Origin of the sequence: Halorussus lipolyticus (genome assembly GCF_029338375.1) — an archaeon.
GTDB lineage: Archaea > Halobacteriota > Halobacteria > Halobacteriales > Haladaptataceae > Halorussus > Halorussus lipolyticus.
Genome location: NZ_CP119804.1, coordinates 557339 through 582970, shown reverse-complemented (window position 1 = coordinate 582970; position 25632 = coordinate 557339). Strand labels below are relative to the sequence as shown.

The window sequence follows — 25632 nt, the reverse complement described above, 5'->3', positions numbered from 1 at the left end:
CACTCGGGTTTGCGCACCTGCCCTCATGATACTCGAATCGGTGCGCGAGCGCCCCGTCGTCGGCCGAAATCCGGAGGCCGTCGCCATCGGGTCGCTGTTCGTGACGCTGTTTGCGGTCTCCCTCTGGATGCGACTCGTCGCCGGGGTCGGCTACCACCGACTTCACGCCCTCTTGGACCTCGGCGGGCCGAGTCCGCTCTACGTCATCGCCGTCCCCACGTTCTTCCTCTACGTCGTCGGTCTCGCACTCGGGGCCGTCGTCTGCGCTCGGGTCCGACACGTCGAAATTCCGTTCGACCTCCCGGCGAGAGACGACCTGCCGGTCGCGGTGGCGACGGTTCTCTCCGCGCCGCTCCTCGTCGCCGCCGCGGGCCTCGCGGGCCACCTCCTACTCGACACCTCGATGAGCGCGATGGCCCAGATTCGCTACGCGCCCGACGCCGGTCTCTCGTTTCTGCTTCTCGCCTCGGTCGTCCCGGCGGCGTTCGAGGGTCTGGGCTACGGGTTCCTGTTTTTCGGCGTGGTCCACGAGCGATTGCGGACTGCGACGACTCCTCGCCACGCGGTCGTCCTGACGCCCGCCGTGGTCTGGTTCTTCAGAGAGATTCACGGCGAGGTCCAGACCGACCTCCTCTCCCCGACGGCGCTGGTCCACCTCGCGCTGTTGGTCGGCGTCGGCGTCGCGTTCGGGTCGTCTGTCGGCCTCCTCTACCGCGGGGCGGTCCGGGACTCCGCCGGCCAACTCGTCCGCGCAATCTACATCCCGGTGTTCACGCTCGGCCTGCTGGGCGTCTTCGGCGTGGTTTCGGAACTGACGTTCCCGACGGCGGTCCTCGAAGCGGTCCACCTCGCCGGGTTCGGCCTCGCAGGCTACGGCTACGAACGCACCCGGTCGATTTGGGTACCGGTCGTCGTCCTCGGCGTCCTCTTCGGGACCCCCGACATCGTTTCCTTCGCCGAGACTGCCACGGGCGTCGTCACCCCTGTTTGACGGGTCGCGCTCGGCTAAAGAAACCTAAACAATTCTTTAACAAACAATTTTGATTGTCTGGACCGCCAAACTTCAAGTGCGAAAGCGCGGCTAACCCGTCTCGGACGCTTCGTGGTCCGCGAAAGCGTGGCCTCGGCGGACGCGGTTCGTCTGTCGGTGTCGTCGGGAGGAGCGACCGACGGCCCGGCAGAGAGTTCGTCCGCCGGCGGTTGCGGGCAGATAGCCGGCGAGTCAGTCGGCACTGTCGCCCAGCGATGCCGCCGTGACCGCGGCGGCACCGCCCTACCCCGCTAACTGCCAGTCCGACTACTCCGAAAGGACGGAGCCAGAAGACTGCCAGCAGGACGAGCGACGGCTATATCACCCACGAGACACGACCGGAGGACATGCGCCGCCGGTCGCTCCTCGCGCTCGCTGGCACCGTCGGTATCGGCGTCGTCGGGTCTGTCACCGACGCGCTTCCCGTCTTCTCCGTCTCGTCGTTCGCGGTTTCGACCGAGAAGGCGGCCCCCGAACACCGATGGGTCCTCACGGTCACCGAGCGGTACGCACCCGACGAACGCGAGTCGATAGACGGCGAGGTTGTGGACCTCGCTGACCTCGATGCCGAGATGTCCTCGTTTCTCCGCGCGGCGGTTAGTGACGACGACGGCATGACCCAGCGAGCGGGTCGGGACGAACTTCCAGATGGACTATCCACGACGCTGGACCGGTACGAGGCCGTCACCGGATTCCCCGACACCGAGGACCTCTGCGGGTTCGAACTCTGGCGGCGGGACCCCAACCGAGCGCCTGCGCTGGCGTTCGACGCGGAACTCGTGGACGACCGAATCGCGTTCGGCAACCCCGGCCGAATCGAACTCTCGGTTCGCAACCGGAGCGACGAGCGCCAATCGCTGTTCACCGGGAGACATCCCCCGTTCGGCCACCAGTGGGCCGAGCGCACCGATACCGACCGGTTCGTGCATCTCTGGCACCCGGACTCGCCGTTCGGGCACCTCGACCCGCTGGCGACCTCGATTTCGGCGGTCGGGATGCACCACCCGGTCGAACCGGGCCAGACCCAGACGCAGGCGTACGAACTCCGCGCCGGCGACCGGTCGCTGGCGGTCGGCGAGTACGAGGTCACGAACGAACTCGACTACCGACCGGCAGACGCCCCGTGGTCCGCGCCCTACTCGCGGGTCGAGTGGCGCGTCGGGTTCGAACTCGGGCGGTGACGAAATGGCTACTGACGAAAAGGTGGGCTTAAGCGCCCGCCGTGTAACGTCAGGGACGATGACGTGGTTGGCGTCCCTCGAAGAACGCACCCCGCCGATGGCGGCCCTCGCCGTCTCCATCGTGGCGGTCAGCACCAGCGCTATCCTCGTCCGGTACAGCAACGCGCCGAGCATCGTCAAGGCGCTCTACCGGGTCGTGTTCACCACCCTGCTCCTCGCGCCGTTCGCCGTGACCCACTACCGCGAGGACCTCCGCGCGCTGTCGGTCCGGGACGCCGCCATCGCAATCGTCACCGGCGTCGCGCTGGCGGCCCACTTCGCCACGTGGTTCGAGAGTCTGGAGTGGACCAGCGTGGCCGCCAGCGTCACGCTCGTCCAGTCCCAACCGTTGTTCGTCGCAGTCGGCGCGGCGGTTCTGCTGGACGAGACCATCAACCGCCGGATGGTCGGCGGGATTCTAGTCGCCGTCGTGGGGGTCGCGGTGATGTCGCTCGGCGGCCTCCTCTCGGGGGCCGCGCTGGCCGGCGCACGACCGCTCTACGGCGACGGCCTCGCGCTCGTCGGCGCGGTCATGGCCGCCGGCTATGTGCTGGCCGGCCGGTCGCTTCGCCAGCGAGTCGCCTTGGTCCCCTACGTCACCGTGGTCTACTCGGTCTGCGCGGTGGTCCTGCTGGGGGTTGCGCTCGCCGAGGGAGCCACCGTCGCGCTGACCGCCTACCACCCCGAGGAGTGGCTCCTCTTCTTCGGAATGGCCATCGGGCCGGGCATCTTCGGCCACACGGTCATCAACTGGGCGCTGAAGTACGTCGAATCCAGCGTGGTCAGCGTCACTCTGCTTGGCGAACCGGTCGGTTCGACCCTGCTCGCGCTCGTCCTCCTCAACGAGGCCCCCGACGTGTTCACCGTGGCGGGTGGTGCAGTCGTCCTCGCCGGTATCTACGTCACCGCGACGGGCCGCCCCGACGAACCGTAGCTGTGCTAACGTAGCACAAACTATCCCCTGAATCCACCAGCAGGCGTCGGGAGTAGACGGCGCTTACGCCGTTTTCGAATGCGGTCAGTCGAGTTCACGCCCCGCCAGAGACATCTCTCGGCGGCGTAGGTCGGGGCTTCTGGGGCCACAGGCGGCGTCTTCGCGGGCGACAGTCGAAGGATAACAAAGGGCGATTGTGCCGGAAGCTCGGGATAACGATGCTCTGACGAACGACTTCGAAGTTACGATGGGCAGAACGAGCGGCAAACCCGAACTTACCCCCAACACCACGCGAATGCTCGAAACGAATTCCTTCCGAAAACGCTACGGCTCGACCCCGACGCGGCCGTACTCACCGACTAGCACAGATAAGCCGACCGAAACGGAGTTCGGTCCTCAGACGACCACTCCCCGAGGAGGTGGCGCTTCGTGAACGACCAAGCGCGGAGCGTCCTATTGGCGCTTCTCCTCGTGGTCTCCTCGGTCTCCGTCGCGGGCGTTGGCGCGGCGGCTCCGTCGAGTTCGCCGTCGACCTTCCACGTCACGCAGGGTGGCGAGTGCTACGAGGTCGCACCGGTCGGCGATGGCACGACCTCAGTCGAGGAGTTCTACGACTACCAAGCGCCCGGACCCGGCTACCTCTACGGCTCCTACGGCGAAGGCTCACAGCGAGTACAGCAGAATCAGGTGAGCCACGTGTTCGTCTACCGTGGTTCGCAGGGCCTGAGTCTCGTGATGCTCCACGACGACCTCAATCGCTCGCAGGGCGGCGGTATCACCTTTGACATCTCCGGTCTGCCCCAAGACCACCAGTGGCTGGTCGAGGACGACGACTACGAGGGCCGCGACGACAACTTCCAGTACGACGGCACGAGCGCCAAAATCGACTGGATGTGGTCGTCGGGCCGGACGGACGGCGGAGTCGTCCGCGGTCTGGGCAACGACTTCTCGGCCATCACCATCGACCCGGCGTTCGGCGAGGAGTCGTGGGCCTACCAAGAGCGCACCAAGAACGGCGAACCCGCCCCGTGGCCCTACGCGACTAACGACACGTCGTGGCAACTCCAGTCGGGCACGGGCGACGAGATTCCCCTCGACAAAACCCAGTCGCTGAGTCTCTCGAAGGGCAAGTGTCCCGACGAGACCAACCCGCAGGCCGCGCTGTCGGCCTCGCCGAACCCCGTCGCTAACGACGAGTCGGTCACGTTCGACGCGAGCGATTCCGCCGACAACCGCCAGATTGCGGAGTACCGCTGGGACTTCGACGACGACGGCACGATTGAGAGGACGACCGATAGCGCGACGATACAGCACACCTACGCCAGTACCGGAACCTACACGGCCTCGGTCACGGTCGTAGACGGAAACGGCAACACCGACACGGCCACCGAGACGGTCGAGGTCGACCCCGCCGAGTCGCCCGACCCGACCGTGACGGTGGACGCGCCCGCGACGGTCAACGTCAGCGAGACGTTCGAGGCCTCGGCCAGCGCGAGTGACGAGAGCAAGGTCGAGAGCTACCAGTGGGACTTCGGTAGCACCACGAAGACCGGCGGTACGGTCACCCATAGCTACGCCGAGGAGGGCGACCGAACGGTGACGCTGACGTGGACCGAGACCGACGGCGAGACTCACACCGAAACTACCACCATCGACGTGGTAGCCCGCCAGAACGTCACCTATCTCAACGCGACCGCAGTGAAAGTCACCGGGTCGTTCGACAGCGTGGACCTGACCTACGGCTTCTACACCCAGAGCGGGTACGGCCAGTCGCACAAGGTCGTCGAGGACATCTCCGGTCCGACGGTCATCACGGTGCCAGATGACGAGGGCGTCAACGGGACGATGATAAACCTCGTGAGCGCCTACGAGAGTTCGCAGGCCGACCCCGTCCTCCAGAAGCAGAACCCTCGGCGCGACTACTACGCCGAGACCATCGAACCCGAACCGGTGACTATCTCGGTCGAGAGCGTCGAGGAGACCGGCGAGGGAACGTACAACGTGACCTTCGGCTACGACAACCCTAACGAGGAGGTCCTCGACATCCCCAACAGCACCCTCTCCGGGAACGTGACGGGCGACGCGCCGACGACGTTCGAGTCGAGCGACCACACCGTCACCGTGACGTGGACGCCCGATAGCGACGACGAGCGGGCGACATGGACGCTGAACCGGAGTCGCTTCGACCAGTCCACCGTCACCGCCAGTACTCCGCCCGCCAGCGAGGTCGGTGACGATTCCGATACGACTGCCCCGGACGCCGCGCTGGTGGCGGTGCCTTCCTTCGGAAGCGTCGAGGAAACCGAGTTCGTCTTCAACGCCAGCGAGTCCGCGGACGACCGCGGAATCGCGGCCTACCACTGGGACCTCGACGCCGACGGCGAGTTCGAGACGACGACCACCGAGTCGCGGGTTGCGACCACCTACTCGGAACCCGGTCGCCGCGAAGTCGCCGTGATGGTCGAGGACGCGGCCGGAAACACCGATACCGCCACGACGAACGTCTCGGTCTCCGAACTGAAGGCCGAGCAGGACCTCGAAGTCGTCAACGCCACCGCGGTCGAGGTCACGGGCGAGTTCGCCGAGGTCACGCTGACGACGACCCACTTCACTCAGCAGGGCGTCCAGACTGCGACTCACACCTACGACGACAACATCTCGAACACGACTCTCCTCTCGGCCCCCGACGGGGGCGTCTGGGGTCCGGTCGTGCAGTCGGCAGAGGCCTTCGAGAACGCCTCCGACTCCGAGGCCGAACTGACCGCAGAGAACGCCGACTACAGCACCCACCTCGCGGAGGCCCGACCCGAGAAGGTCAGCACCTTCGTCGAGGACGCCGAACAGGTCTCGAACGACACCTACGAAGTGACGTTCGGCTACCACAACCCCAACGACGCCGCGATGGTCGGCGTCGGAAGCGCGTTCTCCTCGGGAAGCGCATCCCCGACGCCCCCGGAGCGGTTCGAGTCGGGCCGTCACACGTTCACCGTGACGTGGACGCCCGACAGCGACGACGCGAACCTCGTCTGGGAATCTGACCTCTCGAACTTCGGCTACGGCGCGTCCACCGCGACGAGTCCGACGCCGAGCCAAATCGAGGCCGGCGAGATGCCGCCGACCGCCGCGCTGAACGCGGCCCCGACCACAGTTGCGCCCGGCGAGGAGGTCGCCTTCGACGCCTCGGCGTCCTTGGACCCCGAGGGTGAGAACCTCACCTACCGGTGGGACCTCGACGGCGACGACGACCCCGAGGAGACCACCGACAGTGCGACCCTGACGCGCTCGTTCTCCGAGACGGGCACCCAGCAGGTCGCCGTGACGGTCGTGGACGAGTCGGGCCAGACCGACACCGCGACCGAAATCGTCACGGTGCGCGAGCAGTCCAGCGACGACGCGCCGAACGCGAAACTGACCGCGCCCGACTCCGGGTCGATGAGTCAGTTGCTCTATCCCTTCGACGCCTCGGCCTCGACCGACGACGAGGGCATCGTGGCGTACCGCTGGGACTTCGACAGCGACGGAGAAGTCGAGTGGACCGAGGAGGACGCTGTCTCCTCGTTCAAGCCCTATCAGGTGTTGGACGAACCCGGCACCTACGAGGCCACCGTCACCGTGGTTGACACCGCGGGTCAGACCGATTCCGCGACGGTCGAGTACACCGTGACGAAGGTCGTGCCCGACGCGGCAATCCACGCCTCCAGTACCACGGTCGAAGTCGGGGAGAACGTCACCCTCGAAGCGAGCGACTTCAACGAAAAGCCCGGCACGCTGGCCCACGTCTGCTGGAAGGTCGGCGACGAGGCCGGTCCCGATGGAACCACGTGGACGACCTCCTTCGACGAGGCCGGCGACAAGACGGTCACGTTGGTCCTGCGAGACCGGGCGGGCTACGAGAACGTCGTGACGAAGACGATTACCGTCACCGCGGACGACTCCGGCGGTTCTGACGACGGTAACTCCGACGACCCGAACCCCGGCGAGGGCGGCCTCGAAGACGACGACAACGACGACAGCACGGGCGGCGGTCTGCCGTCCCAGCGTCCGAGCAGTACCGGCGGTCAGAACCAGAACGGCGGCAACGACGACGGCGGAAGCGACGCGAAGGTCTCCGCGCCGCTGAACTCGTCGGACGGACAGGTCGGCACCGTGACCCTGCGCGCGTCGGGTAGCGCCGACCCCGCAATCGACGTGGCCGACGCCGCGCCCCGGAACGTCACCGCACCGACGGCCGAGGACGAGGGCTTCGCCGCGCTGTCGTACCTCTCGGTCTCGGGCGGTGACCGCGCGACGTTCACCGTCTCGAAGGGCGTGCTGAACGCCTCGGGCGCGACGGCAGGCGACGTGACGCTGTTCCGCGACGAGAACGGCACGTGGACTGCCACCGAGACTTCGCAGGTCGGTCAGACCGACGACGCCTACCGGTTCGGCGCGAACGTCTCGGAAGGCACCTACGCGGTCGGCATCGACCGACCCGCCACGAGCGTCGCCGACCTCTCGCTCGGGAGCAAGCAGGTCGAACCCGGCCGGTCGGTGACCGTCACTGCGACCGTCGAGAACACCGGTCGCGCCGACGGCACCCACGAGGTCGTGCTGACGGTCGGCGGGGAAGCGGTCTCCACGAAGACCGTCTCGGTCGAAGCGGGCGAGACTGCGGAGGCCACCTTCTCGGTCTCGCTCGATTCGGGCGGGACCTACGAGGTCGGCGTCGGTGACGCCACCGCGGACCTCGTGGTCGAGAGCGCCGAGACGACCACGACCGAGGAATCCGACAGCAACGAGACGACCACCACGACCGCGACGAGCGACGGCCCCGTCCCCGGATTCGGCGTCGGCGTCACGCTGGTCGCGCTACTGGCCGCTGGTTTGGTCGCGCTCCGGCGACGCTGACGGGCAGAATCGAATCGAGTTCGGTCCCTCTCTTTTTCGGGCCGCCCGACCGCGGTGGTCGAGGAAGGCCGAGGCTAACGCCGAGCAGAGCAGAGATACGGGGATAATCGTTTTACTCGTTCCCGAAGTTATGACGTTCCATGCGACCCGACCACCCCGTTCGGCAACTCTTTCGGTTCTTCGCAGTGTCCGTCCTCCTGTTCATCGGCGCGGTCCTCTTTCTGTTCCCCGAACCGTTCACGTCGGTTCTGGGACTGCTCCTCGTCTTCGCGGCGGTTCTGTGGGTCGTCTGGAGTCGAGAGCGAATCGAGGAGTTGGAGGCGTTGGACGAACTGGACGAGTCCGACGACGACTCGTTTCAGTTCACGTAACTCGCCAGAATCTCTTTGGCCGTGTCGCCCAGTCGTTGCATGTCTTCTGCGGTCAGGTGGAACTTGGGGTCCCAGTCTTCGAGGCCCAGATAGTCGCTGACGACGAACATCGAACCGGCATCGACGCCGCGGTAGTCGGCGACGGCGAAGACCGCTGACGCCTCCATCTCGACGGTCAGGACGCCCTCGTCGGCGTAGTCCGCGACTTCGGCCTCGGTCTCCTGATAGATGGCGTCGGTGGTCCACGACGGGCCGACGTGGTACGACCGGTCGCGCGCGTCGAGTTCTCGGGTGGCGTGGTCGGTGAGGTCGTCGCTGGCCTCGGCGTACTTCTCGGACTCGACGTAGTGGTGCGAGACTCCCTCGTCGCGGATAGCCCGGTCGCAGACGATGAACTCGCCCATCTCGATGTCGTCGTCCAGACACCCGGCGAAGCCAATCGAGAGGAAGGCCTCCACGCCGTCGGCGACGAGTTCGTCCATCAGCATCGCGGTGGTTGGTGCGCCGATACCGAAGTTCCCGAGGACGCCGACCTCGTGGTCCGCGTCGGCGAACAGGAACAGTTCGCCGTAGTAGTGGTCGATGGTCTCGCCCTCGTAAGACTCGGTGAGGTAGTCCATCAGTCCGCGACTGTAGCAGACGACGACCGCCTCGGGTGGCTCCGGTCCGTCGTCCTCGGCTTGGGACTGGCGGTAGTCGGTGTGGGCTTCTGGCGTGACAAGAGGGTCGGCCTCGTGCTTCTCCGGGTGATTCGGGAACGGCATCGCTCCGAGCCTACAGAACGGGCGACGAAGTGCTTTTTGCACGCTTGGGAGGGCATGGCAGGCTCCTCGGGGGCGAAGTTCGCCCGCGAACCGCGCGAGGGCTTTCGAGAACACGAATCTGCGGAGTCTCTACGTTCTCGGGGTCTCTCGGAGTACTGTTATTTCACCGGCGTCCGTGACTCTCGCCATGAGCAAAATCAACGCCGACGACCTCGATTGGACCGAACTCGAACGCGACGAGACCCGATTCAAGCGCAAGCAACTCGCCGAGGCCACCGACGCCGAACAACTCGGGTGCAGTCTCTACGAACTCCCGCCGGGCAGTCGCTCGTGGCCCTACCACTACCACACCGGCAACGAGGAGGCCATCTTCGTCCTCTCGGGCACCGGCACCCTCAGACTCGACGGCGAGACGGTCCCGCTCCAAGCGCACGATTACGTCGCACTCCCGGCAGACGAGTCGGGTGCCCACCGCGTCGTCAACGACTCCGACGCGCCGCTCCGGTATCTCGCCGTCTCCACGATGGAGGACCCCGACGTGACCGTCTACCCCGACTCGGGGAAAGTTGGGGTTTTCGCGGGGTCTCCTCCGGGCGGGCGCGACGAACGGACCGTAGAGGGCTACTACCGACGCGACGACGACGTTGACTACTGGGAAGGCGAGGACAAGGAGTAGCGATTCGAACGTTTTTCCGGAACTGGTAGCGCCAACCGCAGAGTCGTAGCGATGAACGTCTCTTGAAGCCCCCGGCCGGTCGCGGTCGCTGAGCAGGATATTCGACGCTCTCCGCAACGCTCGCGTCGAATAGTAGCCTGCTCAGACGACTACAGTGAACGCGACCGGCCGGCCCCTTCACCCCGCCCACGGTGGTTTCTCCGTCGAGTGTTCGCCGGCGACTGGTCGGCCGAGCGCGTCCCGGTGGTTCGGTTCGCCTGCTATCGCGCCTTTCGCCACCGCTAGCGACGGCGAGCGTTTCGCCGATTTCCGGCGAAACGCTCGTCTTACAACGGAAAATATTTCTTTAGACTATGTTCTTATTTCTTTAGAAATGTCTCCGATTTCTTTCTAACGAACGATTCCGATTTCTCCAGACCGCCGACCCCGCCGTCGTCCCGACCGTTTCACCGACCGCACACCGCCTAAGCCGCGACTGTCGGCGGTTAAGCGCCCACGACGCCCGGCGTCCGGCCGAGGCTACCGCCCCTCAGACGACGTATAACAAAGCCCTTCTCGCGGGAAACTCCGGGCAAGCCGCCCGCCCGCTGGCGGTCGAACGGCACGCGGAATCCGGACTACAGCGTCCGGCCTCGGCGGCCGGGCGCGGTGCCCGGAGTCGCCCGCCGGTCCTCGCACTTGACAAATCTCAGCATGACTCGGACACGAACACGACTCGCTATCGTCGGCATCGCTCTCTTGGTCGTCGCGTCGGCCGTCCCCCTTCCGCCCTCCGGGGGCACCGCCGCGGCCGCACAGCACACCTTCGTCGTGGAACAGGGTAACCGCTGTTTCGAGGTCTCACCCCTCGCAAACGGCGAGGAGGCCGCCTCGTTCTACGACTATCGCAACATCGAGAACGACGACGGCGACGAGCGCTACACCTACAGTTCCTACATGCCCCGGCACCTCCACCAAGCGGACACCAGCCGTCTGTTCCTCTACGACGGCCCGAACGGCGTGAGCCTGATGATAGTCCACAACACCCTCGGTGGCGACAGGGGCGACGGGAGCGCCGCCACCTTCCGGTTCAGCGGTCTGCCGGCCGGCGGCGACTGGATAGTGATGGACGACGACTACTACGACCAAGACGACCGCTTCTCGCGCAATCGCATCAGTTGGTCGTGGTACGGCGACCGGACCGACGGCGCGGTCTTCCGGGGCCTCGACCGGGACGGCACCGCGGTCACTATCTCCCCGCGATTCGACGAGCGCGCCGCGCTCTACGACAGTCCGGTGGACCGCGACGGCGACACCCGCGCGTGGCAGTTCCTCACCGGGAGCGTCGGGAATCCGAGCGCGGTCGGTCTCGACATGACCGAACCCATCACGATTCGGACCGGCTACTGCGGTCCCGACGAGACACCGCCGAACGCCGCCCTCTCCGGCGGTAACGGCGTCGCTGGCTACCCGGTCTCGTTCGACGCCGGCCAGTCGTCCGACAACCGCCAAATCACGGAGTACCGCTGGGACTTCGACGGCGACGGAACCCCCGACCGAACGACGAACGACCCCACCGTCGCCCACGAGTACGGCGCACCGGGGACCTACAACGCCACCGTGACAGTTGTTGACGAAGGCGGCAACGCCGACCGGGCCAGAGTCCAAGTCAGCGTCGAGGCCGACGACCCGCCGGACGCGGCGCTCTCGGTCGGCGACTCGCCCACGCAGGGCTTCCCGGTCACGCTCGACGCCCGGAACTCGACCGACGACGTGGGCATCTCCGCCTACCGCTGGGACCTCGACGGCGACGGCCAAGCGGAGCGGACCACCGACTCGGCGACCATCTCCCACACCTACGAGGACGCCGGCGACTACGAAATCGCCCTGACCGTGGTGGACGGCGGCGGCCAGAACTCGACCGCGACCCGGAGCGTCTCGGTCGGCGCGGACGACCCGCCAGAACCGGCGATTCGGGTCTCGTCGCCCGGACTCCCGACCGAAGGTCGTCAAATCGTCCTCGACGCGCGGAACTCCACCGACGACACCGGCATCACGGCGTATCGCTGGTCGCTCGGCGACAACGCCACCGCGACCGGTGACCGGGTGGCCCACACCTACGCCGGCAACGGGACCTACACCGTCACGCTGACCGTGGTGGACGAGGGCGGCCAGAACGCCACCGAGACGAGACAGGTCGAGGTCCGAGCGCCGGACCGGACTCCTCCCGAGGCCGGCCTCGCCGTGGGGGCGAACCAAATCGCGGCAGGTGCGAACGTCGGTCTCGACGCCAGAAACGCGACCGACAACCGGAACATCGCGGCGTACCGCTGGGACTTCGACGGCGACGGGCAAGCGGAGCGGACCACCGATTCGCCGACAGTCGAACACGCCTACGGCGGCACCGGCACCTTCGACGCCACCGTGACGGTCGCCGACTACGCTGGCAACACCGATTCGGCCAACGCGACGATTCGGGTCTTCCCCGAGGACGACACCCCGCCCAACGCGGCGCTCTCGGTCGGGACCAACCGGACCGACGCCGACACCAAAATTTCCTTCGACGCGAGCAACGCTACCGACGGCCAGACTACCGTCGCGGCGTACCGCTGGGACTTCGACGGCGACGGGAAAGCGGAGCGGACGACTGACTCCGCGACAGTCGAACACGCCTACAACTCGGCGGGCACCTACAACGCCACCGTGGTCGTCGCGGACTTCGGGAACAACACCGACAACGCCACCGTGCGAGTCAAGGTCGAACCCAACGAGCAGGCCCACTCCGGCGGTGGCGGCGGTGGTGGCGGAGGCGGCGGCGGTGGAGGCGGAACCAGCGTCGGACCGCCGCCGGTCGATATTCAGCGCCAGCAGACCGGGGCGAACGCCGGCCTCGTGGACGTTCGCAACGCTCGGGGCGACGAGACGGTTCGGTCGTCGCTTCCCGCCCAAGCGACTGCCGAGGAGACCGGCGTCGCGTTCGACTCCATCGGCGTGGACCTCCGGCGCGACGACGCCCACTTCGCGGTCGAAGTCGGTCGGCCCGCAGGGGAGTCGGTCGAATCGGTCCCGGCCGACGTGACCCTCGGGTCGCTGTCGGTCGCCGGGAAGTACGTCGAATCCCGGCAGGTTTCGGGCGTCAGCTACGAGGTCGCAATCGACGGGGGCGTCCTCGCCGACGAGGGCCTCACGCCGGCGGACCTGACCGCCTACCAGCGCACCGGCGGTGAGTGGGACCGAGCGAATCTCTCGGTCTCCTCGGGCGGCGAGACGGTCGTGGTTCGAGTCGAGACCGATGGCCTCGCGCCGATTGCGGTCGGCGCGGAGCGGTCGGTGACGGTCGCAGACGCCGACCTCGGCGCGCAGACGGTCGCCGCCGACGAACCGGTCTCGGTGACGGCCACGCTCGAAAACGCCGGCGAGGAGACCGCCGGGTTCGGCGTCCTCCTCCGGGCGGACGGCGAGGAGGTCGCCACCAAGAACGTGACGGTGCCCGCAGACAAGACCACCAAAGTCACCCTCAACGCGACGCTCCCGACCGGCACGCACGCGCTCACCATCGGCGGTGAGTCGGCGGGCAACGTGACAGTCGTCGAGGACGCCGGGTCGCTGTCGGTCGCCGACGTGTCGCTGAACGAGTCCGCCATCGCGGCGGGCGAATCGGTCGAGATTACCGCCACGGTCGAGAATACCGGCGGTACCGCCGCCGAGCGCGAGGTCGCGCTGACCCTGTTCGGCGAGGAGGTCGGGTCGAAGACGGTGGCGGTCTCTGCGGGCGAGACGGAGCAGGTGACGTTCGTTCGAGCGATTGACGCCGCGGGGAACTACACCGCAAAAGTCGGCGACGAGTCGGCCGCGCTGGAGGTCTCTGAGTCGGGTGGCGATGGCGAGAGCGACGGCCCGACCGCACCGGCCGTGCCCGGATTCGGCGTCGGCGCGGCGGTGGCGGCGCTGTTGGCGGTGGCGTTGGTGGTTCGACTGCGGACCGACTCGACATAGGGAATCAACCACCTCGGAAACTTCTACAACCTTCTAACATAGTAGTACAATGCTTTACTATATGTTTAGAAACTTCTATGGTCTATTCTGATTCGTCGACGGAACGAGTCGGAAGAGAAGTGAATTCCTTTCGAAGCCCCCGGTCGCTCGCGGTCTCTCAGCGGGATATTTCGCGCCTCTCCGCACAACCCGGCGCGAAATAGTGCCACGCTGAGACGACCACGGCCTTCGGCCGCGAGCGACCGGCCCCTTCACCCCACCCACGGTGGTTTGGACAGTAGCGCGTTCCGGCGGTTGGTCAGTCGAGTGCGTTTTGGAGAAAACAGAACCGGGCGCATCCGGGTTGAAAGACCGATCCGGCTGGCATGCTGTCGGTGCGGCCGCCGAACCCGCGAAACGAGGAGCAAGCGAGCGAACGTCCGCGGTGAGAATCAGTCGGTGTAGTCCGGGCGCTCGTCGTACTCGATGGGGTCCCGGACGCCGAGATTCTGGAAGGCTTGGAGTCGGAAAGCGCAGGCGTCGCAGGTCCCGCAGGCCGGGGCCTCCTCGCGGTAGCAACTCCACGTGTGTTCGTAGGGCACCCCGAGGGTCTCGCCGCGGCGGGCGATGTCGGTCTTGCTCTGCTCCACGAACGGCGCGCGGAGGTCGATTTCGGTCTCGTCTTTGGTCCCGGCGTCGATGACCTGCTGGAAGGCGTAGAAGAAGGAGGGCCGACAGTCGGGATACCCCGAGAAGTCCTCGCTGTGGGCACCGATGAAGACCGCTTCGCAGTCGTTGGCCTCGGCGTAGGAAGTCGCCATCGCCAGCAGGTTGGCGTTCCGGAAGGGGACGTAGGACGAGGGGACCTCCTCCGAATCGAGGTCGGCCTCCTCGACATCCATCTCGTCGTCGGTCAGACTCGAATCGCCGATGGCCGACAGGTGGCCCGTCTCGACCCGGAGGAAGTCCTCGGCGTCGATTTCGTCGGCGAGTCGCCGGGCGCACTCGTACTCTTTGCCTTCGGTCTCCTGCCCGTAGGAGGTGTGCAGGAGGTAGAGGTCGTAGCCCTCGTCGTCTGCGACGTAGGCCGCGGTGGCGCTGTCCATCCCGCCGGAGGCGAGGACGACGGCGCGCTTCTCGGCGGACGCGGATTCGGTATCGCTCATGCCCGACCACTGGGCCGCCGGAGGCATGAGTGGTGCGGTCCCGACCGGCGGACCGCCGCTCGATTCTCGGCTGACCGACAGGATTATCAATCAGACGTTTGACTTCCCGCTATGGGTGTCGTTTCCTCACTTTCGACCGCAGTTCAGACGCTGAAACGAAACCCCGTGCTGTTCGTCGCGGGGTTCGTCGTCGCGTTCGTGAACGCCACCGTCGCGGGCGGCCAGATGCTCTCGACCGGTCCGGCCAGAATCGCGTGGAGTCTCGGCACGTTCGTCGTCCAACTCGGGTCGCTGGTCTTCGTCGTCGGTGCCTACGGGATGACCGCCGAGGCCCTCGGTGGGACCACCCGACTGAGGACGCTGGTCTCGGCGGGCAAGAAGTACTTCGCGGACGCGCTGGCCGCCACGGTGTTGGTCGTCATCGCCGTGGTCGCCACCTCTGTCGTCACCATGGTCGTCGGTCTGGTCGGGTTCTTCGCGGTCGTACTGGGCGGAAGCGGAACCGGGTTCTCGCCAAATCTGCTCGCCGTTGTGATGGGCGCGATATACCTGCTCGGCCTCCTCCCGCTGTTCTTCCTCCAGTTCTACCTCCCGGCGGTCGTGGTCTCGGACTGCTCGCCCGCCGAGTCGCTCAAGCAGAGCTATCGACTCGTGAAGGGCAACTTCGTCTCGACGCTCGGGTTCGACGCGGTGCTGGTCGCCGTCGCGGCGGTCGGAAGCCTGCCGACCATCTTGCTCGCCGTCCGGCAGATGAGTCCGCTGTCGCCCGGCAGTGCGGGGATGGGCGGTGCGGGAATGGGCGGTGCGGGAATGGGCGGCGCAGGAATGGGCGGCGCGGGAATGGGCGCTGGCGGGCCGATGATGTACCCCTTCGCCGGCCTCTCGCCCGGCACGGTCGGCATCGTCTTCGCGCTGACCGCGGTGGTCGGCACGCTGACCGGCACGTTCTTCTACGCCTACCAAGTCGCCTTCTACGAGGAGTCGCTCCTCGACGGTGCGGGCGGGGAGAACACGAACGGGACGGGCGGTGACGGGATGGACGCCGACGACGTGACGCCGGTCGGGACGGACCTGTAGGTAGCGACTCGTCTCAGGTCTCGGGCGCGTCGTTCCAGAGGTTGACGTGGAGTCGCGGCGTGTACCGAAAGCCGTACTCTTGGGCGAGTTCGGCCGTGAGGTGGCGCGTCTCCTCGATTCGGTCCTTTGTCGCGCCCTCGGGCATCAGCAGGACGGTGGAGTCCGGGATGGGGACCGCGGCGGCGTCCCGGATTCGCCCGAGGAGGTCGGTGATTTCGGTCATGTCGTCGCGCTCGCTGACGACGAACTTGAGTTGGAAGTCGAAGGTTTCCACGAGTTCGGCCAGCGCGTCGAGGTCGATGCGGCGCTCGTCGTGGCGCTCGGCCCACTCGCCCTCTCCTTTGGGGTCCTTCTCGGGCGTCGGCGTGCTGGAGGCCAGTTTGGGACTCACGCTGGCGAGGTCGATGGGGGCGTCCGGGACGATGGTCCCGTTGGTCTCGACGGTGGTGTGGTAGCCCCGCGCGTCGAGTTCGTCCAGAAGCGTGGCCGTGGCGTCGTGCATCAGGGGTTCGCCGCCGGTGACGACCACGTGGTCGGCGTCGGAGGATTCGACCTCTGCGAGTATCTTCTCGACGCTCATCGTCGCGTGGGTCGGTTCCCACGAGGTGTGATACGAATCGCAGAACCAGCACCGGAGGTTGCACCCCGAGGTCCGGACGAAGACGCTCGGGACGCCAGCGAGTCGGCCCTCGCCCTGTAGCGACTCGAACAGTTCGTTGATAGGCAGGGCGTCGTCGCCTCCCGACGCGCCGTCACCCGCGTCCTCGGCGTCGGTCGATTCGCCGGTGTCTCGGTCTACATCGCTCGAAACCGGCATCGTCAGAACGAGGCCCCGCCGCAGAGTTCAGAGGTCTCGCTGACCTGCACGGCGACCTCCGAGACGTTCTCGGGCAGTTCGTCGGCGAGTCGGCGCTCCAGAATCGCACTCATGACCTCGGCGGTCGGCGGAGCGTCCAGCACCACCAGCGCGTCGCTGTCGCCCGACTCCTCGAAGGCCTCGACGAGGGGGTCGCCGTCCTCCAGCAGGAATCGGTGGTCCCACTCGGAGATTACCGAGGTAATATCGCCCTTGTCGACGACCCATCCCTCCTCGCGGAGTTCGCCGACGACTTTGACGGTTATCTCGTAGTTGTGACCGTGTGGACGACTGCACTTGCCGTCGTGGTGGAGAATGCGGTGCCCGGCGGAGATGCGGATGGGTCGGTCCCGACCCACGTAGAGCGTTCGCTCGCCAGCGTCTTCGAGAGGAGATTCGGATACTCGCTGAGCCATACTCGGAGATTATTCGGCGCGCACTTAAGTTCACGCAAACGGCCGGGATTCGGGACACCGACACACCGTGGGCGATACTGAGCGTGGGGTTGGATTCCCGATTCGGCGCGCGCTGGCGAGAGTTTATCTCTCGCCATACCGTGCGAGGGATGAGCATCGCAGGGAGCGTAGCGACCGAGAAGCGCAATCGGTTGGGGAGGGTGTGGCCCGCGGTAGCGATGCGGTTGCGGTAGACGGCTATGAGTCGGCAGTAGCTAGCTAGCTAGCTAGCTTCCGTCCGGTTCAATTCCTCTCCGCGCTGGCGTCACAGATAGGTAAACGCTGGCGTCACAGATAGGTAAATTACTCGCAAAGACACCAAAATATGCATTATAAACACAAAAATGTTCTTAATAGAATTCTATTTCTGTCTTCCTTCATCACTCGACTCGTCCGGCCGCTCTGCCAACCTGTCGAACCGCGATTGAGCGGACTCAACCCGGCGCGCCGTCTCCGAGGAGTCGTACTCTATCGAGACCACGAACCCGTTCCTCACGGCGAGTTCCAGCACCGCGTCTTGGCGGCGGGCGTCCTCGGGCAGTCGCCACGCCGGAATCGCGCGCTCGGCGACCACCTCGTCGCCCGATTCGAGCAGGAGGACGGCGAGTTCGCCACCGCCGCGCGCCGGGTCGCGCTCCTCGAAGCGGTCCAGTACCGCGGTGTAGCGCCCGTCTGCCGGTTTCGGCTTCTCACCCATCGTATTCGACCTCCAGCACGAGGAGACCGTCGGCGTCCCGGACGAAAATGGTGTCGCCCGCGTTGTTCCACACCGGGCGTTCGGCCCCCCAGTAGTAGTCCCCGCCGCCGTCTGCTCCTCTGCCGGTCCGAAGCGTCAGCGTCTCGCCCGGTGTGAGGGTGGTTCCGGCGGGGAAGGTGTAGCGGTGGTCGGCCTCGTCGCTGACGGTCCACCCCGAGAGGTCGAGGGACTGGTTCCCGGCGTTCCGGAAGACGACGTACTCGTCGTTCAGGTTCTCGTCCTCGTCGCCCCGCGCGTTCGCGTGAACCTCGGCGACTTCGAGCGCATCGGAACTGCCGGGGGGTTCCCCGCCGTCGGTCGCTACGGTCTCTTTCCCGCCGTCCGCAGAGTCGGTTCCGGTCGGGGAAAAGTCCGACCCCGGACCTACCGCGAAACTCGCCCGGCGTTCGAGCGGACCGTCCGCGCCGGGTTCGACGCCGGGCGCGCTCCGGAGTTCGAGGGGGTCGGTCGGGGCCGCTCGCTGGGTCCGGACCACCACGCGCTCGCCGTCGGTTTCGAAGACGATGGTGCCGTGGACGCCCGTCCAGTAGGTCGGAATCCCGCGCTCGGCGAGGCGGCCGAGGAGTTCCCGGTGCGGGTGGCCGTAGGGCGAGTCGAACGCGCTTTGGATGGCGACCGCTCGGGGGGCGACTTCGGCGAGGAATCGCGGTCCCGTGCTGGTGTTGCTCCCGTGGTGGCCCGCCCCGAGGACCGTCGCGTTCAGCGCGCCCTCGCTGGTCTCGGTCAGGAAGCGTTCGGCGTCGGCCTCGGCGTCGCCCGGCAGGAGGACGCTCGCGTTGCCGTACCCGACCCGGAGGACGAGGCTGTTCTCGTTGCGCTCCCTGCCGTCGAGGGAGTCCTCGGGCGGTGAGAGAATCCGAACCGAGACCCCGGCCATCGGAATTCGGTCGCCGGCCTGCGCCCGGTAGAGGGTGACGTCGTGGCGTTCCACCGCGTCGAGGTAGTCGTCATAGGTCCGGGTGCCCGCCGAGATGCCGGGGTCGTAGATAGCCCCGATGCCATCGGCCTCGGTCTCGAAGTAGTCGATGACCTCGGCGTGGCCGCCGATGTGGTCGGCGTCGGCGTGGGAGGTCACGAGGTAGTCGATGCGCTCGATGTCCCGCTCCCGGAGGTAATCGAGGACGTACCGGCCGTCGTCGTTCCAGTTGCCCGTGTCGTACAGCAAGGTCTCGCCGGAGGGTCCGACGACGAGGATGCTCGCGCCCTGCCCGACGTTGAGGAAGTGAACCGAGAGATTCCCGCCCTCGGCGAGCGCGGCCGAATCGACGCCCGGCCCTGTCGTGGTCGCGGTCGAATCTGCCGGGCCGACCCCGAGACTGCCCAAGCACCCGGCGAATCCGGACAGGACGACCAGCAAGACGACCGCGAGCGCGAGGCGGCGGGACGGGGAAACTCGACCCGAGGACGCAACTCGTCGGGAGGACGCGACTCGACCCGAGGAGTCGGCGGGAGGACTCATCGACTCCACCTACGACGAGCCGGAACAACACTTCTTCTGATGGAAATTTTACACTCGCGGCCGGAATAATCCGCGAAGCGCCTACAGCACCCGACGCTCGACGCTCTCGGGGACGAGTTTTGCGTCGGCGAGGGGTTCGAGGGTGACCGCCACGCCGTGTTTGCGCTCGGGGCGGTACCCCGCCGTCGTGATTTCGGCGAGCGCCCGCGTTTTCCAGTCCGACGAGAGCGACCGCTTCAAGTCGGCACACTGGTCCTCGATTTCCTCGGCCAGCGACTTGTACTCGTCCACGTCGGCCGTGAGGTCCGCCAGAATCTCGGCCGTCTCGTCGCTGGGATTCGCTGTGGATTCGCTCGGATTCTCCGTGGATTCGCCCGGACTCCCCTCCGGTTGCTCCTCGTCGAGGTGCCGAATCTCCTCGCGCTCGAAGTAGTAGGTCGTGAACAGCACGCCGTTGCTCGAATAGTGGTCCGACCCCGCCAAGTCGGGAAAGTGCGCCAGCAGGTCGTAGTGGTGGGCCTCGACCGGTTTTTCCGCGGGGCGGGCGTAGGCCGAACAGGCCGCCTGTAAGTCCTCCAGCGCGCTAATCCACTCGCCGCGGTTGGCCGCGACTTTCTCGCGGAAGGCCGGACTGAAGACGTCCGCGAACCACGCTTCGTCGTGCAGGTCGGCGAGTTTGTCGAGTCCGTCGAGTTTCTCGTCGGTCCGCTCGCGGAACTCTGCCACGTCTCTGCCCAGCGCCTCCGCTCGCTCCCGGTCGTCCGGTCCCCACTCGCGGGGCGACTCGTCCGACAGCGCCCGCATCGCCTCCTCGAACGCCTCGATTTGTTCCAGTCCGCTGACACAGCGGTCGTACTCGTCGGCGGCGTCGGCCCGCTCGGACGCCGAGAGCGAGTCGTCGGCCCGGCGTCGCTCGGCGGCGTTGCGACGCTCGCGCAGGTCGGCCTTCCGCGGTTCGAGATACTGAGTCTCTAGTCGGTCGAACAGCGACGAGTCGATTTCGGCGTAATCGACCAGACAACCGAACCCCTCGCCCGCGGGGTCAGAGACCAGTCGAGCGGTCGTCAGTCGCCAGATTACGGGCGTGTTCTCGAACTGCGACAGGTGAGCGTCGAAGAACTCCTCGCGGACCCACCGCTCGACGTTAGGGTACGCCGAAGACTCGGCCGACTGCGCGCCGAGCGTCCGGTCGATGTCCGCGAGGACCGCCTCGGGCGGCGCGTCGAACAGGTCGTGGAGTTCGTCGGCAATCGCGTCGTGGAGGTCCTCGCCCGGCCGGAAGTCGGCGCTCAGGTCCACGATGCCGTCGTCGCTCTCGCGGACTGCCCGCAGGACGAGGTGGGACACGAGTCGCCGGCAGACCGCTTCCTCGTCGGTCGGCAGGTCGGACGTGTCGTAGGGAACCGGGTCGAAACCGCCGTATCGCAGGGCGGCCTCGCGCTCGATTTCGGCCAGCACGTCGTCGCCGATGGCCAACTCTCGGGCCACGATGGCGTCGATTTCGGCCTTCCGCTCCCGCATCCGGCCGACTATCTCCTCGATGGCGTTTGCTCGCTCGGCGACGAACTCTGCTACGTCCTCGTACTCGCCCAGCGTCTCGCCGTAGCGACCCGACCGCAACCGGCGGGACTCGAATCGCTCGACCAGTTCGGTCAGCTCGGCCGAGGCCTCGGTCAGTTTCCGTCTGGCCTCGTCGGGAGCGTCGAAGTACGGCAGGACTGCGACATCGGACAGATTCCACTGTCTCTCGGGCGTCTGTGCCAACATCAAACCAGTGTAAATCGTGCTGTTGAGCAGGGCGGTCAGGTACGCGGTCGATTCGTCGTCGGGGTAGAAGCACGGCCCGCCGTTGTCCGAGACGCCGCCGCTCGGAAACCGGGCGAACCGGTGGCCCGAGTCCTTGATGAGCGGCCACGTGACGGCTTCTCGGCCCTGAGCGTCCCGATTCCGGATGGTCGAACTATCGTGTCTGGAAATCTCCCGCCCGGCGTCTTCGCCCGTCCCCCACAGCACCCGGAAGTCGTCGGGGTAGTGGAACCAACTGCGCTCGCCGCCCTTGGCGTAGGGCCGCCAGCGGGACTCGTCGTCGCACTCCCACGACCGACGCACGAATCGGTCGTTGTCGCCCGTGTCGATGCCCTTCTTGGCCGACCCGATGCCGTCCCGGTCGAGACCGGCCTGCTCGGCGTCGAGGACCGTCTCGCTGGCGTAGAGTTCGCGCAGGTCCGAGGGCGTCCAGTAGGTCAGCATCCCGCCGGGGACGGTCCGGAACTCGTCGGTCGGGACCGAGTGGCGTCGCCACGCTACTTCGGGGTCGTCCCCGAGAACCCGCGCGAAGGTTTCTTCCTGCTCGTCGGCGCGCACGTCCGACAACTGCACGAACTCGCCGACCGATTGGTGGTCGTCGCCTCCTCGGGAATTTTCGGTCTCGCCCTTCGTCAGGACCGTTCCGACGGTCCGGACCGTCGCGTTGTCGAGGACGCCATCGCCGAACTCGACCAGAAAGTCGAAGTCGAACTTCCCGTCGGGTTCGACCAGTTCCCGGCGCACGTCCTCGAACGACTCCTTGTACATGAACGACCGGGGGACCAGCATCCCGATTCTGCCCTGCGGTTTGAGGAGTCGCCCGGACTGCTCCAAGAAGTTAGCGTAGTATTCGGGCTTGAACTCGTAGTGGTCCCCGACGTACTCCTTGACCCCCTTGGGCATCCGGCGGTGGCCGCCGTAGGGCGGATTCATCACCACGGCGTCGTACTCGTCGGTCAGCAGACGCACGACTCGGAGGAAACTCCGGAGATTCTGGTGGCAAAACCGGTCGCCTGCCTCGCGTTCAATCTCGTCGTGGAGTCGGTCTATCCACGCCGACAGCGAGGAGGTGTCGCCCGCCTCCTCCGAGTGGGTGGCCCGGTCGAGTGCGTCCGCCAGCGTCCCCGTCACGTCGAGGAGGCCCCCGAGGCCGTCAGTCTCCCGAAAATCTTCGAGGACGGTCTCTAGCGCCCCGGCGAACTCGTCGCTGGTCTCGGCCAGCGTCTCGATTACCCCCCGCGCTCGGGTCGTGTCCGAGCGTTCGCTGTCGGCGCAGACGACCCCGAGAGTCGGCATCTCGAAATCGTCGCCGCCCTCGGTCTCGGCCCGACTGCGGGCCTTCAGATAGAGGTTGAACGCCGACAGTCGGCACGCCTGCATGTCGATGTCGATGCCGTGGAGGTTGTGCTTCAGAATCCGCGCCGGAATCTCGGCCGGGTCCACGTCCGTCGCGTCGCGCCAGATTCGCTCCAGCACGTCGAAGGCGTACAGCAGGAAATGGCCGGTCCCGCAGGCGGGGTCCAGCACTCGAATCTTGGAGGGGTGTCGGTCGGGCACCACGTTCCCGGCGTCGTCCGATTCGGCGGCCACGAGGTAGGTGCAGAGGTCCTCGATTTCCGGCGCGGCGTCGTATCCGGGGTCGCGCTCGATTCGCTCGTCCGGAGAGAGTCCACGCTGGGCCTCGATGCAGGCGTCTCGCTCGCCACTCGCCAGCAGGTGGGGCTTGGCCACCGCGTTGTCGGTCAGCAGTCGCGCGACCCAGTGGGGCGTGTAGAACTGGTTTGCGACCGCCACGTCGTCGGCGTCGAACCGGCCGGTCCGCATCCGCTCTCGCACCTCGGGGAGTTGGCTGACGTTGTAGTACTCGTAGACCCACCCGAGTACGTCGTCTGCCCGCCACACCTCGTCGGGAACCTCGTCCAGCAGGGCACAGAGGTCCTCGAAGGCGTCGGCATCGGGTTCTATCTGACTGTCGGCAGACGACCGGTCGAACAGGAGTTCGATTTCCTCGGTCAACTCGTCGCAGGCGTCCCGATAGGCCGTCAGGACGGCCTCGTCCGCTGGCAGAGACTCGTCGCGAACCAGTGTCTCCGCCGAAGGGGTGAGACCGTCGTCGTTGAACGCCGTGACCTCCTCGTCGAGAAATCCGCGGACCTCCATGCACCGGAGCGCAGAGAGGCGATTGACCACGGTGTAGCCGACGCCAGTGACGTACTCCGACACCACAGCATCCCAGTCGCCGTCGTCTCCCGCTTCGAGGGCGATGGCCTCGGCTACTTGTCGGGCCTCGTCGTCTAACCCGGCGTCATCGTCGGGTTCGGTGTCGAGGCCCATCTGTGAGAGTCGGAGCGCGAGGTTGTCCTCGACGCGCTCACGCATCTCGGCCACGACGCTTTCGAGATGGTCGCGCTCCGGTGTGTCCAGTTGGGCCTTCCGCCGGGAGAGAGAGTCGCCCGCCATGAGTTCCGTCTGCTACGTCTGATTCCACAGGAGGACATTAATTGTTATTAAACGGGCACTGGGCGTATGGTTGGTGGGCATCGGGGTGTTCTCGGAAGTGCAGACCGCTCTTTACGAGGGTTTGAAAATTCGGTAGGAGGGGTAGCGAATTAATTACGATTCTCTATACGTTAGAACGCAACTACCGCTCGCCGATTAGTTCGCTTAGAAGAGTGCTCCGTTAGGGATTTGAACCCTAGTCCTTGCCGTGAGAGGGCAAGATGATTGGCCGGACTACACCAACGGAGCGTGCTTCGCGTCTGCACTCATTCGTAGTGGCACGGACTGTTTAACAGTTGCGCTTTCTCGGCGCTGTGTCCCGGTTACACACGGGACTCGGACCCGTAAACAGTTCACAGAAACGAAACCTCGGCTTGACAGCCCTCCGACTACCGACATTGCCAGTTACCCGTCAGAATGAACGAAGATGAACGATTATTCCTCGAGCGGCGACCCGGCGGCGTCGGGTTCGTGGCCTTCGAGGCTAATGATGTTCTCTCTGCCGACCCGGAGCTTGCTGATTTCGCCGTCCTCCTCCATCTCCGAGAGGAGCATGCTGACCTTCGACTTCGACCATCCCGTCTCGTCCACGATGTTGACCTGCTTCATCCGACCGCCGTTCTCGTCCAAGAGTTTCTTCACGCGGGCCTCGTCGGTGAGAAGCTCCTCGTCGCTGACCGACGGTTCGTTCGGGGTCGATTCGTTGTTCGCCGCCGCGGCCCCGCCGCCACTGCTCCCGTCGTCGTCGCCGGGATTGTCGGTGTCGCTGGCAAACGACCCGAAGTCGCCCTGTCGCCACGCGAAGGCGGCCGCGAGGCCCAGTAGAACGACCACGGCCCCGATGAACATCATCAGCGGCGACCAGTCGTCACCCGACGAGGGGCCGGTCGCACCGTTCGGAGTCGTCTCGGTGGCGTTGTCGCCGCCGGACGCGCCCGTGCCCGTCGTGGTGGTCGTCGTGGTCGTGGTTCCCGCCACCGGGTCGAACTTGACGCGAGGACGCTGGTCGATGAAGTCGCGTTCGCCCTGCCACGTCACCGACTCGCTGGCCGCCAGCGTGTCGCCGGAGGCCTTGGCGGATTTCATCGGGTCGGCCGATTCGAACTGGAGGCCGGGACCCGAGTGGACGACCAGCGACTGGTTGGGTCCGATGTAGAGGCCGCCTTCGAACACGTCGCCGATGATGATGGTCTCGCCCTGCGAGTAGGTGAATCCGGTCCACTGGAAGGACATCTTGACGATGCCTCGGTTGTCGTTGACCAGTCCGCCGACGTAGGCCCGCTTGCCGAAGTTCTGGGCCTTCATCGTGCGGCCGGTGGTGTTCTGGCCAGCACCTGCGAGTCGCCGGGCCTGTTGCCTGAACTCCGACCACATCGCGGTGGAGTTGTTGTTGAACTCGTCGGCGAATCGCTCGAACTGCTGGCGCTCGGTCTCGTTGTTGAGCGTGCGCTGATAGGTGAACGTCCACCCGGCGGTGCCGTTCTCGTAGACCGTGATGTGGAACTCGACGCTATCGAAGTTCTCCGCGACGCCGAGTGTCTGTGGTGCGCCGGTGACGACGTTGGGGGACGCTCCGTCGCCGACCACGTGGGGCGACCAAGCGGGCGTCTGCGGGGAGGCGGTCGCCTCGTGTGCGGGGGTACCGCCGAGTACCGCCGCTGTGGGGACCGTCCCGACGAGTAGCACGACTACGAGGCCGACAGCCAGCAGCCGTCTCATGT

Annotated in this window: 16 protein-coding genes and 1 tRNA gene; 8 read left to right on the top strand and 9 right to left on the bottom strand. The window is 66.3% G+C overall.

Going from position 1 to position 25632, the window contains the following annotated elements; all coding sequences use genetic code 11:
- Positions 1-25 precede the first annotated feature (25 nt).
- From P2T57_RS03035 to P2T57_RS03015, 5 genes are all read left to right on the top strand, one after another.
- The gene (locus P2T57_RS03035) at positions 26-991 is read left to right on the top strand and encodes a hypothetical protein (protein WP_276301003.1); all 966 of its coding nucleotides are present in this window, start codon (positions 26-28) and stop codon (positions 989-991) included.
- A 386-nt stretch (positions 992-1377) separates the two neighbouring features.
- On the top strand, positions 1378-2211 hold the full coding sequence (locus P2T57_RS03030; protein WP_276301002.1) for a hypothetical protein: 834 nt from the start codon (positions 1378-1380) through the stop codon (positions 2209-2211).
- A 58-nt stretch (positions 2212-2269) separates the two neighbouring features.
- On the top strand, positions 2270-3184 hold the full coding sequence (locus P2T57_RS03025; protein ID WP_276302072.1) for a DMT family transporter: 915 nt from the start codon (positions 2270-2272) through the stop codon (positions 3182-3184).
- Between the two features lie 429 nt (positions 3185-3613).
- Complete coding sequence (locus P2T57_RS03020) at positions 3614-8071, top strand: PKD domain-containing protein (protein ID WP_276301001.1); 4458 nt, start codon at positions 3614-3616, stop codon at positions 8069-8071.
- A gap of 140 nt (positions 8072-8211) precedes the next feature.
- On the top strand, positions 8212-8442 hold the full coding sequence (locus P2T57_RS03015; protein ID WP_276301000.1) for a hypothetical protein: 231 nt from the start codon (positions 8212-8214) through the stop codon (positions 8440-8442).
- Here P2T57_RS03015 and P2T57_RS03010 read toward each other — a convergent pair.
- Entirely contained in the window at positions 8430-9206 is a 777-nt protein-coding gene (locus P2T57_RS03010; protein ID WP_276300999.1) for a nucleoside phosphorylase, read from the bottom strand. The two genes, P2T57_RS03015 and P2T57_RS03010, sit on opposite strands and share 13 nt — an antisense overlap.
- A gap of 187 nt (positions 9207-9393) precedes the next feature.
- On the opposite strand from P2T57_RS03010, the gene P2T57_RS03005 reads away from it, so the two are divergent.
- Both P2T57_RS03005 and P2T57_RS03000 read left to right on the top strand, forming a co-directional pair.
- Entirely contained in the window at positions 9394-9882 is a 489-nt protein-coding gene (locus tag P2T57_RS03005; protein ID WP_276300998.1) for a cupin domain-containing protein, read from the top strand.
- Between the two features lie 693 nt (positions 9883-10575).
- A complete protein-coding gene (locus tag P2T57_RS03000; protein WP_276300997.1) occupies positions 10576-13857 on the top strand; it encodes a PKD domain-containing protein in 3282 nt (1093 codons plus the stop codon).
- A gap of 431 nt (positions 13858-14288) precedes the next feature.
- On the opposite strand, the gene queC is transcribed toward P2T57_RS03000, so the two are convergent.
- Positions 14289-15002, bottom strand: coding sequence for a 7-cyano-7-deazaguanine synthase QueC (gene queC, locus P2T57_RS02995; RefSeq protein WP_276300996.1), 714 nt, complete (start codon positions 15000-15002; stop codon positions 14289-14291).
- A gap of 111 nt (positions 15003-15113) precedes the next feature.
- Here queC and P2T57_RS02990 point away from each other — a divergent pair, with 111 nt between their 5' ends.
- A complete protein-coding gene (locus tag P2T57_RS02990) occupies positions 15114-16079 on the top strand; it encodes a DUF7847 domain-containing protein (RefSeq protein ID WP_276300995.1) in 966 nt (321 codons plus the stop codon).
- Positions 16080-16092: 13 nt separating this feature from the next.
- Here P2T57_RS02990 and P2T57_RS02985 read toward each other — a convergent pair whose 3' ends face one another.
- From P2T57_RS02985 to P2T57_RS02955, 7 genes are all read right to left on the bottom strand, one after another.
- Positions 16093-16896 carry a 7-carboxy-7-deazaguanine synthase QueE gene (locus tag P2T57_RS02985; protein ID WP_276300994.1) on the bottom strand — a complete coding sequence of 268 codons (804 nt, stop codon included), beginning with the start codon at positions 16894-16896 and terminating at the stop codon, positions 16093-16095.
- Positions 16897-16898: 2 nt separating this feature from the next.
- Positions 16899-17351, bottom strand: a complete 453-nt coding sequence (locus P2T57_RS02980; RefSeq protein WP_276300993.1) for a 6-pyruvoyl trahydropterin synthase family protein — start codon at positions 17349-17351, stop codon at positions 16899-16901.
- A gap of 400 nt (positions 17352-17751) precedes the next feature.
- Positions 17752-18087: a DUF3006 domain-containing protein gene (locus P2T57_RS02975; protein ID WP_276300992.1), complete on the bottom strand. Its 336-nt coding sequence runs from the start codon at positions 18085-18087 to the stop codon at positions 17752-17754.
- Positions 18080-19606 carry a lamin tail domain-containing protein gene (locus tag P2T57_RS02970; RefSeq protein WP_276300991.1) on the bottom strand — a complete coding sequence of 509 codons (1527 nt, stop codon included), beginning with the start codon at positions 19604-19606 and terminating at the stop codon, positions 18080-18082. The genes P2T57_RS02975 and P2T57_RS02970 overlap by 8 nt, the downstream gene beginning before the upstream one ends.
- 81 nt (positions 19607-19687) lie before the next feature.
- Entirely contained in the window at positions 19688-23872 is a 4185-nt protein-coding gene (gene pglX, locus P2T57_RS02965; RefSeq protein WP_276300990.1) for a BREX-5 system adenine-specific DNA-methyltransferase PglX, read from the bottom strand.
- Between the two features lie 213 nt (positions 23873-24085).
- Positions 24086-24160: transfer RNA gene (locus P2T57_RS02960), tRNA-Glu, on the bottom strand.
- 186 nt (positions 24161-24346) lie between these two features.
- Entirely contained in the window at positions 24347-25630 is a 1284-nt protein-coding gene (locus tag P2T57_RS02955; RefSeq protein ID WP_276300989.1) for a helix-turn-helix transcriptional regulator, read from the bottom strand.
- Between the last annotated feature and the right edge of the window lie 2 nt (positions 25631-25632).

Excerpts from the sequence above, each read along its gene's own strand:
- P2T57_RS03035 (WP_276301003.1), top strand. The coding sequence starts at position 26 with ATGATACTCGAATCGGTGCGCGAGCGCCCCGTCGTCGGCCGAAATCCG.
- P2T57_RS03030 (WP_276301002.1), top strand. The coding sequence starts at position 1,378 with ATGCGCCGCCGGTCGCTCCTCGCGCTCGCTGGCACCGTCGGTATCGGC.
- P2T57_RS03025 (WP_276302072.1), top strand. The coding sequence starts at position 2,270 with ATGACGTGGTTGGCGTCCCTCGAAGAACGCACCCCGCCGATGGCGGCC.
- P2T57_RS03015 (WP_276301000.1), top strand. The coding sequence starts at position 8,212 with ATGCGACCCGACCACCCCGTTCGGCAACTCTTTCGGTTCTTCGCAGTG.
- P2T57_RS03010 (WP_276300999.1), bottom strand. The coding sequence starts at position 9,206 with ATGCCGTTCCCGAATCACCCGGAGAAGCACGAGGCCGACCCTCTTGTC.
- P2T57_RS03005 (WP_276300998.1), top strand. The coding sequence starts at position 9,394 with ATGAGCAAAATCAACGCCGACGACCTCGATTGGACCGAACTCGAACGC.
- P2T57_RS03000 (WP_276300997.1), top strand. The coding sequence starts at position 10,576 with ATGACTCGGACACGAACACGACTCGCTATCGTCGGCATCGCTCTCTTG.
- queC (WP_276300996.1), bottom strand. The coding sequence starts at position 15,002 with ATGAGCGATACCGAATCCGCGTCCGCCGAGAAGCGCGCCGTCGTCCTC.
- P2T57_RS02990 (WP_276300995.1), top strand. The coding sequence starts at position 15,114 with ATGGGTGTCGTTTCCTCACTTTCGACCGCAGTTCAGACGCTGAAACGA.
- P2T57_RS02985 (WP_276300994.1), bottom strand. The coding sequence starts at position 16,896 with ATGCCGGTTTCGAGCGATGTAGACCGAGACACCGGCGAATCGACCGAC.
- P2T57_RS02980 (WP_276300993.1), bottom strand. The coding sequence starts at position 17,351 with ATGGCTCAGCGAGTATCCGAATCTCCTCTCGAAGACGCTGGCGAGCGA.
- P2T57_RS02975 (WP_276300992.1), bottom strand. The coding sequence starts at position 18,087 with ATGGGTGAGAAGCCGAAACCGGCAGACGGGCGCTACACCGCGGTACTG.
- P2T57_RS02970 (WP_276300991.1), bottom strand. The coding sequence starts at position 19,606 with ATGAGTCCTCCCGCCGACTCCTCGGGTCGAGTCGCGTCCTCCCGACGA.
- pglX (WP_276300990.1), bottom strand. The coding sequence starts at position 23,872 with ATGGCGGGCGACTCTCTCTCCCGGCGGAAGGCCCAACTGGACACACCG.
- P2T57_RS02955 (WP_276300989.1), bottom strand. The coding sequence starts at position 25,630 with ATGAGACGGCTGCTGGCTGTCGGCCTCGTAGTCGTGCTACTCGTCGGG.